9 protein-coding genes and 1 pseudogene are annotated in these 11,585 nt (G+C 54.7%); 2 read left to right on the top strand and 8 right to left on the bottom strand.

All coding sequences use genetic code 11. From position 1 onward, the window contains the following. Nucleotides 1-18: 18 nt before the first annotated feature. The 8 genes and pseudogenes from fhuB to accB all read right to left on the bottom strand — a co-directional run bounded on the left by fhuB (nucleotide 19) and on the right by accB (nucleotide 9,348). Nucleotides 19-1,986: a Fe(3+)-hydroxamate ABC transporter permease FhuB gene (gene fhuB / locus ACTHS4_RS09500; protein WP_440365832.1), complete on the bottom strand. Its 1,968-nt coding sequence runs from the start codon at nucleotides 1,984-1,986 to the stop codon at nucleotides 19-21. After that, a complete protein-coding gene (locus ACTHS4_RS09495) occupies nucleotides 1,980-2,891 on the bottom strand; it encodes an ABC transporter substrate-binding protein (RefSeq protein ID WP_440365830.1) in 912 nt (303 codons plus the stop codon). Before ACTHS4_RS09495 ends, fhuB begins: the two co-directional genes overlap by 7 nt. A gap of 150 nt (nucleotides 2,892-3,041) precedes the next feature. Further along, the gene (locus tag ACTHS4_RS09490) at nucleotides 3,042-3,806 is read right to left on the bottom strand and encodes an ABC transporter ATP-binding protein (protein ID WP_440365828.1); all 765 of its coding nucleotides are present in this window, start codon (nucleotides 3,804-3,806) and stop codon (nucleotides 3,042-3,044) included. Between the two features lie 215 nt (nucleotides 3,807-4,021). Then, entirely contained in the window at nucleotides 4,022-6,244 is a 2,223-nt protein-coding gene (locus tag ACTHS4_RS09485) for a TonB-dependent receptor (RefSeq protein ID WP_070826351.1), read from the bottom strand. 143 nt (nucleotides 6,245-6,387) lie between these two features. After that, nucleotides 6,388-7,165: pseudogene (locus ACTHS4_RS09480) on the bottom strand (aminotransferase class I/II-fold pyridoxal phosphate-dependent enzyme); the annotation flags it as partial. Between the two features lie 67 nt (nucleotides 7,166-7,232). Next, nucleotides 7,233-8,594 carry an acetyl-CoA carboxylase biotin carboxylase subunit gene (gene accC / locus ACTHS4_RS09475; RefSeq protein WP_049336912.1) on the bottom strand — a complete coding sequence of 454 codons (1,362 nt, stop codon included), beginning with the start codon at nucleotides 8,592-8,594 and terminating at the stop codon, nucleotides 7,233-7,235. Nucleotides 8,595-8,623: 29 nt separating this feature from the next. Continuing rightward, complete coding sequence (locus ACTHS4_RS09470) at nucleotides 8,624-8,815, bottom strand: YqaE/Pmp3 family membrane protein (RefSeq protein WP_003680299.1); 192 nt, start codon at nucleotides 8,813-8,815, stop codon at nucleotides 8,624-8,626. A gap of 71 nt (nucleotides 8,816-8,886) precedes the next feature. Next, nucleotides 8,887-9,348: an acetyl-CoA carboxylase biotin carboxyl carrier protein gene (gene accB, locus ACTHS4_RS09465; RefSeq protein ID WP_128582106.1), complete on the bottom strand. Its 462-nt coding sequence runs from the start codon at nucleotides 9,346-9,348 to the stop codon at nucleotides 8,887-8,889. A 355-nt stretch (nucleotides 9,349-9,703) separates the two neighbouring features. Here accB and queA point away from each other — a divergent pair, with 355 nt between their 5' ends. Beyond that, nucleotides 9,704-10,732 carry a tRNA preQ1(34) S-adenosylmethionine ribosyltransferase-isomerase QueA gene (gene queA, locus ACTHS4_RS09460; protein ID WP_128582105.1) on the top strand — a complete coding sequence of 343 codons (1,029 nt, stop codon included), beginning with the start codon at nucleotides 9,704-9,706 and terminating at the stop codon, nucleotides 10,730-10,732. Nucleotides 10,733-10,847: 115 nt separating this feature from the next. Further along, nucleotides 10,848-11,477 carry a hypothetical protein gene (locus tag ACTHS4_RS09455; RefSeq protein ID WP_128582104.1) on the top strand — a complete coding sequence of 210 codons (630 nt, stop codon included), beginning with the start codon at nucleotides 10,848-10,850 and terminating at the stop codon, nucleotides 11,475-11,477. Nucleotides 11,478-11,585: the final 108 nt, after the last annotated feature.

Raw genomic sequence — 11,585 nt, 5'->3', positions numbered from 1 at the left:
TTTGTATCTCCGTTCGCATTAAAGCTTGCGCATCATCATCATGAAATATGCGCCGCCTATGAGCGTGGCCATCATTCCGGCGGGGACTTCGTAAGGGAACATTATCTGCCTGCCCAGCCAGTCGGCCGTCATCATAACCGATGCGCCGATGAGTGCGGCGGCGGCAAGTTGCTGTTTGGGCAGGCGTGCGCCGAGCATACGGGCCAGATGCGGCGCAAGCAGTCCGACGAAGCTCAAGGGGCCGATAAGCAGTGTGGATAAGGCGGTTAACGCTGCGCTTGAGACGATCAGCACCAGCCGTGCGAGGGGGACGTTGATGCCGACGGAGCGGGCGATTGTTGCGTTCAGACTGAGCAGTCCGAGCCAGCGTTGCAGCGTGAGGATGAGGAGGAGCGAGGCGGCGGCAAGGAGGCCGACGGTAAGGGCGGATTCGGGTGTTGCCTGATAGGTCGAACCTGACATCCACAATAAAAGCAGTTGTACGCGGAAATCGCCGGTTGCCATCCAAATGCGGATGGCGGCATCGGCGAGTGCGGCCAGCGCCATGCCGGTAAGCAGGATTTTTTCGGGAGTAAATCCGTTTTTGCGGTTGAACAGCATCAACAGCCCCAAGGATACGAGAGCGGAAACGATACCTGTCAGCCAAAACCAGCCGCTGCCCGAGGTAATGCCGAACAGCATCACTACCGACATCGCGCCGAATGCCGTTCCAGAGCTGATGCCCAAGAGTTCGGGTCCCGCCATCGGGTTTTGCGTCAGCCTTTGCAGTATGACGCCGGTCAACGCGAGCATGGTGCCGGTGGCGGCGGCGAGCAGCACGCGCGGGTAGCGGAATACGAAATATTCCGGGTCTATGGTCAGGCGCAGGGTTTCGTCATAGCGTCCGACCGTAAACGCCAATACCGATACGGCGACGGCGATAAGCAGCAGAAAACGCAAGAGGCGCGGGACGTACGGCGCGGCGGTTGAAATATCGGAGGTCGTCTGAAACGAAGGACGCGGAGGTGCTTTCGCCGTCAGCCACAACAAAAGCGGCGCGCCGACGAGGGCAGTTACAGCGCCGGCGGGCAGATCGGTGCCGCGGTAGTGTTTCAGCAGCATCAGGCCGTTGTCCGTCAGCATCAAAAGCAGTGCGCCGACGATGAAGGAACAAATCAGGCGCATGGACAGCGTGCGTACGCCCATTTGCCGCACCAGCGTCGCCGCCGCCAATCCGACAAAGCCCATCATGCCGACAAAGCCGACCACGCCCGCACTCAAAAATGCAGCAACCGCCAAAGACAGCAGACGGATTTTCTTCACCGGTATGCCTGCCGATTCCGCCTGTATGTCGCCCAGGCTCATGATGTTTAACGGTTTGATTAAAAAGGCGGTAAGTATGGCGGCAACGGCAATCCGCCACAAAAGCCCCAACGTATCGCGCCAACTGTCCTGCACCAGGGAGCCGCTGCCCCACTGCATCACGCCGCGCGTCTCTTCGCTGAAAAACAGCATCACGATACCGGTGAGGGAACCCAGATACAGGCTGACCACCAAACCCGCCAGCACGACGCTGAGAGGTTGCAGGGCGCGCCGAGCCGACAGCCGCAATACCGCGCCCAAAGCCGCCGCTGCGCCAGCAAACGCCACGGCGGACGTGCCGTAGGCAAGGAAGGAAGGGGCGAACACGGTCGCCGCCACCAAAGCCGCCTGCGCGCCGCTGCTGACTGCCAGTGTACTGTCGGATGCGAGCGGATTGCGCATCAACTGCTGCATCAGCATGGTCGCCATCGCCGTACTGCCGCCCGCGAGCAGCGCCATCGCCATGCGGGGCAGGGTGTTGTTCTGCACCATCAGCGCATCCAAAGGCAGGCTGTCGGGACGGTCAAACAGCCGCAGCCACGGCAGCGTCCATTCCAGCTTCAATATCCAAAACGCCGTCAGCGCGCACGATATTGCCAACGCGGCGGCAAGGATAGGCAGGGGTCGTCTGAAAATCTTTACCATGCGGCTTCCTTTTGTGCGGACGGGTTTTCAGACGACATCGAACGCATCAGTTGCAAAGTGAAACGCTGCATGGACGGCAGTGCGCCGTAGCTCCACGATGGCTCGAAGATGCGGCGGTTTGCAGGGCGGCAGAACGGCAGGCGTTGCCAAAGCGCGCTTTTTTCGAGCGTTGCACGTGTATTTTGAGGATGCGGTTTGACGATGATTAGCAGCGTGTCCGGCGGCAGCTTTGCCAAATCTAAAAGCGTGATGTTTTCGAAACCCCATTCGTTGCTTTTGCCCGTCCAGGCATTGTTCAGCCCCAATTTGTCGAACACGGCCTGAAACAGCGAAGTCTTGCCGTAAATCCGCAAATGCCGCCCGTCGACAAACTGCACCACCGCAAACGGGCGGCCGCGATATGCCGAAAGCACGGGTTTGGCGCGGGCAAACAGGTTTTCCGTACCGGCAATCAGCTTTTCGGCAGCGGCAGGGTCGCCGATGATTTTACCCAGCCTGCGCGTGGCTTCGACCGTGTGGGCATATTCGATGCCTTTTGCCGTGCCGAAATCCACTTCGCGTACCGGGGCGATTTTTTCAAACTGGGACTTGGCGGCGGCATACCAGGAAGATTGCACGAAAAAATCAGGCTTTATCTGATACAGCCGCTCCAAATTCGGCTGGAAGCGCAGCCCCGCTTCCTTGACGGCAGCGGGCAGTGGCGGATGGTTCACCCAGGTATCGTACACGCGGCGGTCGGCAACGCTGACGGGCGGATGCCCCATCGCCGTCAGTGTTTCGGCGACCGTCCAGTCCGAAGTCGCCACGCGCGGTGCGGCGGGTGCAGGCAGGGAAAATAGGAGGGCAGCAGTAAAAAACAGCCGTGCGGCAAGGCGGGGAATGTCGTCTGAAAAGCGGTGGGACATGAGCTTGGAAGGTCTTTCGGTTTTTGAATAAAGGGTCGTCTGAAACATATCGGATACAGGTATTCCACAATGGTCTGCGATGTCATCCGGTTTGGATTCGGGCGGCGGATTTTATGGTCGGAACTTATGCGGCGGGACGGTTTGCCTGCGTCAAGGCAATGCCACGGGGCAGCCGTTTTCAGGATGGGCGATGATGTTCATATCGACGCTGTAAATGTCTTTCAACACTTCTGCGGTCATAATGTCGGCGGGTTTGCCCGTTTTTAATAGCCGTCCCTGTTTGAGCGCGACCAGTTCATCGCAATACTGCGCCGCCAGATTAATGTCGTGGATGACGATGATGACGCCCAAACCCAAATTGCGAGACAGCTCGCGCACCAGTGCCATCACGTCGATTTGGTGGGCGATGTCCAAAGCGGCAAGTGGTTCGTCCAGCAGCAAAAAGCGGCTTTGCTGCGCCAGGCACATCGCCAGCCAGACGCGCGAACGTTCGCCGCCCGATAGCGTATCGACGATTTGATCGGCAAATTTTTCCGTATGCGTCAGCCGCAACGCCTGTTCCACCGCCTGTCTGTCCGCATCGTTCGTGCGCCCTAAAAGCCCGCTCCAGGCATAACGCCCCATCATAACCAGCTCGCGCGCGGTCAGCGCGGTAGCGGCGGGCAGTTGCTGCGGAAGATAGGCGACTTCTTTGGCGTATGCGCGGGCGGAATAGGCGCGTATTTCTTTGTCGTTCAGCAATATCCTGCCGCCTGCGGGTTCATGCTGGCGGGTGAGCAGTTTCAACAGCGTGGACTTGCCCGAGCCGTTATGACCAATGAGGCCGTACACGCGGTTAGGGGAAAAGTTGACGCTGATGTCGTGCAGCAGCGAGTGGCCTGGTATGGCGAAGGTGGCGTTTTGGATTTGGAACACGTTTCAGACGACCTTTTAGTGGGTTTGACGTTATTCGGAGAAAGCGGCGGCGCAGCAAAATCCATTGCCCGTTGTCGGTACCGATGCCGCAAAGGCGGAGTTTTACGGCGGTTGTCCGAAAGCGTAGGGCAAAGTCGGACGCCCCAGGCTCCAAGGTCGTCTGAAAACGTTTCAGACGACCTTTGAACCGTTGGAGGCCGTTTGCTGCCCGTCCCTTAAAAATCGACCGAAGCCGACAGGGTGAAGCTGCGCGGTGCGCCGGCGTTCAGGTAGCCGCTGTTAGGGTATCCGCCGACGGATGCCCAGTATTTCTTGTTGGCAACATTATCGAGGCGGGCGCGGAAGGTGGCTTCGTGCCTGCCGATTTGGGTGTGGTAGCGCGCGCCGATGTCGAAGCGCGTCCAGCCGCTAACTTTAAGCGTATTGGCCGCATCGGCGTAGGAAGAACCGGTGTAAACCATGCGTCCGTCAAATGCCAAACCTTGCACTTTCGGCACTTCCCATTCCAAGCCAATGTTGGCTTGGGTTTTAGCCGCGCCGATGGTGCGTTTGCCGTCAGTTAAAGATGAGCCGGTAGATTTCTGCTTGGCATCGAGCAGGGTAATGCCGCCCAAGAGCCTCACACCTTGTGCGACTTCCCCGTAAACGGTGATTTCCGCGCCCCGGTGGCGGTCTTTGCCTTCGGAGGTGAAGCGGGCGGTGTTGTCGCTTTCGGCAACGTAAAGCGAACGCGGTTTGTCGGTGTGGAACAGGGCCAATCCCGCGCCGAAGCCGTTGGCTTCAAATTTCGTGCCGATTTCTTTTTGTTTGGAAACATAGGGTTTGAGCGATTCGCCGGTATTGCTGACGGCGTAGACCCGGCCGTTGATGGAGGCAGTCGAGCCTGCAGTCGCGCCTTGTCCCAGGCTTTCGATGTAGTTGCCGTACACCGACCAATTCGGCGTAATGCGGTACACCGCGCCGGCGGCGGGACTGAGGCGCGATTTTTTGTAATTTTCGGTTTGCGCGCCCGTATTATAGGCGTAAGCCTTGTTATGCACCTGCTGCCAGCGCGCACCGAGCATGAATTGCAGGCGTTTGTCCCAAAGGCTGAAGGTGTCACCCAAGGCGAAGCTGGTCAGGCGTGTTTTGCCGGTAACAGCAGGATTGCCCATGTCGTTGCCCGAATACAGCGGGTCGGCGGCTGCGGGTTGCGGATAGCGGGATGGGTTGTAGAGGTTGGTCGTATATTGGTTGCCCCAATCCATGATATAAGCGTTTTTGCGCGAGGATTGGAACCGGTTGGCGGCGGCGGTCCATTCGTGTTCTACCGCGCCCGTATTGAATTTGCCGCGCAAACCGATTTCGCCCGTGTCGATTTTATCCTTACGCGCGTTGTCGAAGCGGTAAATCGATCCATCGCCGTTGACATTGCCGACAGTCAGGTTTGCCAGAGAATTATTTTCCTTGCTGCGGCGGAAGCCGTAGGCGGCGTAGGCAGTCAGGTTGTCGTTGAAATCGTATTCGCCGCGCATTGTGCCGAACCAGTCGCGCTCGTTGGAATACGTCCACGGCTGCGCCCAGTTGGACGAGGCATCAGGCGCGGCCGGCACGGCGGCCATGCCTGACAGGGTAACATTGGTACGCGTGGCTTTGAGCTTGTTGTCCTGCCAGCCCAAATCGGCGGACAGGCGGGCATTTTCATTGCGCCAGTCTAGGCCGACATTGACCAGGCTGAGTTTGGACTTTTCGTCATCTATTGCGGTTTTGCCGTTATGGTGCGCCGCATTGACGCGCACGCCGAATTCCTGATTTTGTCCGAAACGGCGCGCCACGTCCGCCGCCAAACCACCGCGTTTTCCCGCGCCGTAATTGGCAGTCAGCCGGTTCAATCCTTCATTGGGCGCGCGTTTGGGCAATACGGATACCGTGCCGCCGATATTGTTGCTGCCCGGCGCCATGCCGTTTAAGAAGGCGGATGCGCCGCGTTGGACTTCCACGCGTTCGAAAAGCTCGGTGGCGATGTATTGGCGCGGCAGGATGCCGTAAAGGCCGTTGTACATGGTATCGTCCGATTCGGCGGCAAAGCCGCGTATGAAATACGATTCCTGAAAATTGCCGTAACCGCGCGCAACGCGGACGGTCGGGTCGTTTTGCAGTACGTCGCCGACGCTGCGCGCATGTTTGTCCTGAATCAGCCTATTGGTGTAAGCAGTATTGGAGAACGGCGATTCTAGGTTTTTTTTATTGCCCAAAATACCCACGCGGCTGCCGCGAGCCACCTGTCCGCCCTTAAATGCAGGAATCAAACCGCCCTTGGATGCGTCCGCGCTGGCGGTTACGGTGATGGTTTCAAGTTCGGAGATTTCTCGGGCTTGAGGTTCGTCTGAGGCAAATGCCGCCGAAACGGCAAGGAGGGAGAGGCTGAGGATGCTGAGTCTGGAAGCGGGCTTAATCATTTGTATTTTCTTTCAAAAGTCGATCGTAACGGCTAATTTTAAAAGAAAATTAATTTCATTTCAAAAAAATAAATAAATGATAAAAGGTCGTCTGAAACTGTTTTCAGACGACCTTTTGACTGAATGGCTATCAACTTTACCGTTTACGCCGCATCGTACAAACCGCGCACCACCCTGCCGATGGCGGTAATGCCTTTTTCCAGCGTTTCCGCGTCCTGCGCAATGCTCATGCGGATGCACTCGTGCGCGTGCGGATAGTCTTGCCTATCGATGCCGACAAAGAAATGCTCGCCCGGAATAATCAGCGTGCCTTCGGCTTTGAGCATTTCGTACAGAGTTTGCGACGAAACGGGCAGGTTTTCAAACCAGAGCCACAGGAAAATCGCACCTTCGGGCTTGTGGATTTTCAGCGGATACGCGCCCAGCTCGCGCTTGAGCAGCGAGACGGCTGCGGTAAAACGGCCGGATGACGTCGTCTGAAAGCTGTTTCAGATGACCGTCCCGCAACAGCGGCGTTGCGATGGCCGCGCCGAAGCGGGTGGGCGACAGGTTCACAATCGCATTCAGGCTGCTGACGGCTTTGACGACTTCGGGCGCGGCGACGATGATGCTGGTGCGCACGCCAGGTAAGCCGACTTTGGACAGGCTGAAGCAGAGGATGATGTTTTCGTGCCAATTCAGCCTCACGTCGCTGTAAATAATGTTGGGGAACGGCATTCCGTAGGCGTTGTCGATAATCAGCGGAATGCCGTGTTCTTGCGCCAAAGCGTCCAGCTGCGCCATTTCGCCGTCGGTCAGCATGTTGCCGGTCGGGTTGGTCGGACGCGAACAGCAAATCGCGCCGATTTTGCCTGCTTTGAGTTCGGGCAGGCTTTCCAGCGCGTCAAAGTCCACGCGGTATTTGGAGAAGCCTGCTTCGCCTTAAAAAAGGCCGTCTGAAACTTTATTTTGCGTTTCAGACGGCCCGATTTTTAGTCAAAACAAGGGATTATTTATCCAGTTTGGCTTTGCGTTCTTCCAACCAATGTTCCAAGTAGTGGATGCTGACGCCGCCTTTTTGGAAGCCTGGGTCGCTGAACAAGTCACGGTGCAGCGGCGTATTGGTTTTGATGCCGGTAATCGCCAGCTCATCGAGGGCAACACGCATTTTGGCCATGGCTTGGTCGCGGTCTTTACCGACGACACAGACTTTGCCGATTAGGCTGTCGTAGTAAGGAGGGATGCGGTAGCCTTGGTAAATATGGCTGTCGACGCGGACGCCGAAGCCGCCGGGCAAGTGGCAGCTTTCAATCAGGCCCGGACTTGGAATGAAGTTGTACGGGTCTTCGGCGTTGATACGGCACTCAAACGCATGGCCTTCAACTTGGATGTCTTCCTGTTTGTATTGCAAAGGCAGGCCGGATGCGATGCGCAATTGCTCTTGGACGATGTCCACGCCGGTGATGAGCTCGGTAACCGGATGCTCAACCTGAACGCGTGTGTTCATCTCGATAAAGAAGAATTCGCCGTCTTCGTACAGGAATTCAAACGTACCTGCGCCGCGATAGCCGATGCGTTTGCAAGCGTCGGCACAGGCTTTGCCGATTTTGGCGCGTTCTTCTTCAGTGATGAACGGAGCCGGTGCTTCTTCGATGACTTTTTGGTGGCGGCGCTGCATGGAGCAGTCGCGCTCGGCGAGGTAGATGGCGTTGCCGTGTTCGTCGGCAATCACTTGGATTTCGACGTGGCGCGGACGCTGCAGGTAGCGCTCCATGTAAACCATCGGGTTGCCGAATGCTGCGCCTGCTTCGGCTTTGGTCATTTCGACAGACTGGAGGAGGTCTTCTTTTTTCTCGACGACGCGCATACCGCGACCGCCGCCGCCGCCGGAGGCTTTGATAATGACGGGATAACCGACTTTATCGGCAATTTTCAGGATTTCTTCACCGTCGTCCGGCAATGCGCCTTCAGAGCCGGGAACGCAAGGCACGCCGGCTTCGATCATGGCGTGTTTGGCGGATACTTTGTCGCCCATCAGACGGATGGTGTCGGCTTTCGGGCCGATGAAGACAAAGCCGGATTGTTCGACTTGTTCGGCAAAATTGGCGTTTTCGGCGAGGAAGCCGTAGCCCGGGTGGATGCCGTCGGCTTCGGTTACTTCGGCGGCAGCAATGAGGGCGGGAATGTTGAGGTAGCTTTGTGCAGATGCGGCAGGGCCGATGCACACGGATTCGTCGGCGAGTTTGACGTGCAGGCTGTCTTTGTCGGCTTCGGAATGGACGGCGACGGTGGCGATGCCCATTTCACGGCAGGCACGCAGGACGCGCAGGGCGATTTCGCCCCGGTTGGCGATCAATACTTTTTTCAGCATGATAATCTTTCCGGATGGTTCAGACGGCCTCATCGGCCGCCTAATGCGTTGCGGATTTTTTGGTCGGTTTTGTATTGGCTCAAGGCATAAACCGACCACATGGCTGCCGGTATCCAGCCAACCAGCGTACATTGCAGAATCAGACAGATGATGCCTGCAAACGGACGGCCGATGGTGAAAAACTGCAACCATGGCAAGAAAATAGCCAAAATCAGACGCATGGTTTGTCCTTAATGAACAGAAAAAGGAATTTCAGACGGCCTTAAAGATAAAGGCCGTCTGAAAAAACGGATTATTCAATGATGAAGAGCGGCTCGCCGTATTCGACCGGAGTACCGTTTTCAACCAGAATTTCTTTAACGACACCGGATTTCTCGGCTTCGATTTCATTCATCAGCTTCATGGCTTCGATAATGCACAAAGTATCGCCGGCTTTTACTTGTTTACCTACTTCAACGAAAGCTGCGGCGTTAGGGCCTGGGGCGCGGTAGAACGTACCGACCATAGGCGATTTTTGCGCGTTGGACAAATCGCGAGCGGCAGGGGTGGCGGCTGGAGCGGCTGCGACCGGAGCAGCAGCAACAGGGGCGGCAACCGGAGCGGCTGCGGCAGGTGCCGGAGCAGCATAAATAGGCGCTGCGGCGGCAGTGGTGCGCGTAATGCGGACTTTTTCTTCGCCTTCGGTAACTTCAATTTCTGCAATGCCTGATTCTTCGACCAAATCAATCAGTTTTTTTAATTTACGCAAATCCATTGCTTTTCCTTTTTAGCGCGGCATAAAGTGCATATTGGGTATGCGCCGCTGTGGTTTTAGATGATTTCCTGAGACGTCGGAAGGCAGGTTTGCCATCCGGCGTTTAAATAATGTCGGAACAGGGCTGAGCCTGAGAAATGAATCTGGTTATTTTCCCGAACTTGTCGGTAAATGTCCAGTAAAAGATAGAAAAAAGGCGTTTTTCGGCGAAAAAAGAAAGGAACGCTGATTTTTGTTAAAAAGTGATTTTTTCAAGAGCGTTTATTCTAATTTATTGGTTTTTCGACAAAACATGCCGTCTGAAAACCAACTTTGCGCGTATAATGGCGCCTGTTTTTTTAAAGTATGCGCGACAATGGATATTTCCGATTTTGATTTTGAATTGCCCGAAAAACTGATTGCCCAGCATCCTCCGGAAGTGCGCGGCAGCAGCAGGCTTTTGGTTGCTTTGCCTATATTGCCGATTGAAGACCAATATTTCGGCGATTTACCCGATTATGTTGCACCGGGCGATGTGCTGGTGTTTAACAATACCAAAGTGATGAAGGCACGCCTGTTCGGCCAAAAAGCCAGCGGCGGCAAAATTGAGGCCCTGATTGAGCGGGTATTGGACGCGCATACTGCATTGGCGCACATCCGCTCGTCCAAATCGCCGAAACCGGGTACAGAATTGATTTTTGAAGGCGATATCCGTGCCGTCATGATGGAGCGCGCGGAGGAATTGTTTTGCCTGAAATTTGAAGGCGAGCAAACCGTTTACGAACTTTTGGAGCAAAACGGCCATTTGCCGTTGCCGCCTTATATCGAACGTGCGGCCGATGATGAAGACGACAGCCGCTATCAGACCGTGTACGCCAAATATCAAGGCGCAGTGGCCGCGCCGACGGCAGGTTTGCACTTTACCGATGAGTTGTTGGGCCGTCTGAAAGCCAAAGGCGTAGAAACCGCAGAAGTAACCCTGCACGTCGGTGCCGGCACATTCCAACCCGTGCGCGTCGATAAAATTGAAGAACACAAAATGCACAGCGAGTGGTTTGACGTACCGGCCGAGACCGTTGCTACCGTTGAAGCCGCCAAAGCGCGCGGCAATAAGGTGTGGGCAGTGGGCACAACCTCCATGCGCGCCTTGGAGTCCGCCGCACGCGAAACAGGCCGTCTGAAAGCCGGACGCGGTGATACCGATATTTTCATTACGCCGGGTTACCGCTTCAATGTTGCCGACCGATTGATTACCAATTTCCACCTGCCCAAATCAACCTTGCTGATGCTCGTCAGTGCGTTTTCGGGCATGGAGCATATCCGCAGCGTTTACCGTCATGCGGTGGAACAAGAATACCGCTTTTTCAGCTATGGCGATGCGATGATTTTAGGGAAAGTGGAATAAATCGGAAGCGGATTGGAGCGTTTCAAACTGGTTATTTGGGTTGCCCAGAATCCAAATCAGTTGAAACGCTCTATTAAAATATGCAGCTGAAGCAAGTTATCTAAGGGTCAAATTAATGGATGAGAAAAAAATAGATTTTTTGCTGTATAGTGTACCGGAAAATGTGGACTATACGACGATTCCAGAAGAGCTTGACTTGGAGGATGTGCCGCAAGAGAGGATAGATGGATTAATCGAATTGCTATCCAATGAAAATGAGGTATTACAATTTGATTCAGCACGCCTGCTTGCTCATTGGGGTATTGATGAAGGCTTTGATACTTTGGTTTTGATGTTTGAGAAAGGGGAGACAGAGGGAATGATTGATCATCGTTTACATGGTTATGATGATACAGATCGGCATATCTTGTCTGCTTTTATCAGTTACTGGGCATCTAAAGCAGATCAGAGTCAGCAAAAAGGTGATGATGCACGTCAGAAAATCTTTCCTCTTGTGGTTAGAATTATTCGTAAAGCATCATCGGCAGATTTTTCTATCAGTGAGTTGTTTTGGCTGGTCACGAAAATGCAGTTTATAGAGTATGTGCCGCTCGTTAAAGAATATCTACAGCATATTATTGACTATCCAAGTAAACGGTATTGGGAAATCCATGATACTGTAAAATCATTATTAGAAATAGAACCACAATTTATTCATGATTTACTTGAAAGTAAACACAAAAAGTTATCGGACTTTGGATTATAAAAAGAATATTGTGAATAAAATAAAAAAACAAAAAGGCCGAGACCTTTGCAAAATTCCCCAAAATCCCCTAAATTCCCACCAAGACATTTAGGGGATTTTCCATGAGCA

The sequence above is a fragment of the Neisseria sp. P0014.S009 genome, from assembly GCF_051958155.1.
Taxonomy (GTDB): Bacteria; Pseudomonadota; Gammaproteobacteria; order Burkholderiales; family Neisseriaceae; genus Neisseria; species Neisseria flavescens_C.
Note: the sequence above shows the minus strand (reverse complement) of the source record. Positions and strands in the feature narration are given on the sequence as shown.

What these genes read in the sequence shown, in the direction of transcription:
- queA (WP_128582105.1), top strand. Translation starts at nt 9,704, where the DNA reads ATGGATATTTCCGATTTTGATTTTGAATTGCCCGAAAAACTGATTGCC.
- ACTHS4_RS09495 (WP_440365830.1), bottom strand. Translation starts at nt 2,891, where the DNA reads ATGTCCCACCGCTTTTCAGACGACATTCCCCGCCTTGCCGCACGGCTG.
- ACTHS4_RS09455 (WP_128582104.1), top strand. Translation starts at nt 10,848, where the DNA reads ATGGATGAGAAAAAAATAGATTTTTTGCTGTATAGTGTACCGGAAAAT.
- ACTHS4_RS09470 (WP_003680299.1), bottom strand. Translation starts at nt 8,815, where the DNA reads ATGCGTCTGATTTTGGCTATTTTCTTGCCATGGTTGCAGTTTTTCACC.
- ACTHS4_RS09485 (WP_070826351.1), bottom strand. Translation starts at nt 6,244, where the DNA reads ATGATTAAGCCCGCTTCCAGACTCAGCATCCTCAGCCTCTCCCTCCTT.
- fhuB (WP_440365832.1), bottom strand. Translation starts at nt 1,986, where the DNA reads ATGGTAAAGATTTTCAGACGACCCCTGCCTATCCTTGCCGCCGCGTTG.
- accB (WP_128582106.1), bottom strand. Translation starts at nt 9,348, where the DNA reads ATGGATTTGCGTAAATTAAAAAAACTGATTGATTTGGTCGAAGAATCA.
- accC (WP_049336912.1), bottom strand. Translation starts at nt 8,594, where the DNA reads ATGCTGAAAAAAGTATTGATCGCCAACCGGGGCGAAATCGCCCTGCGC.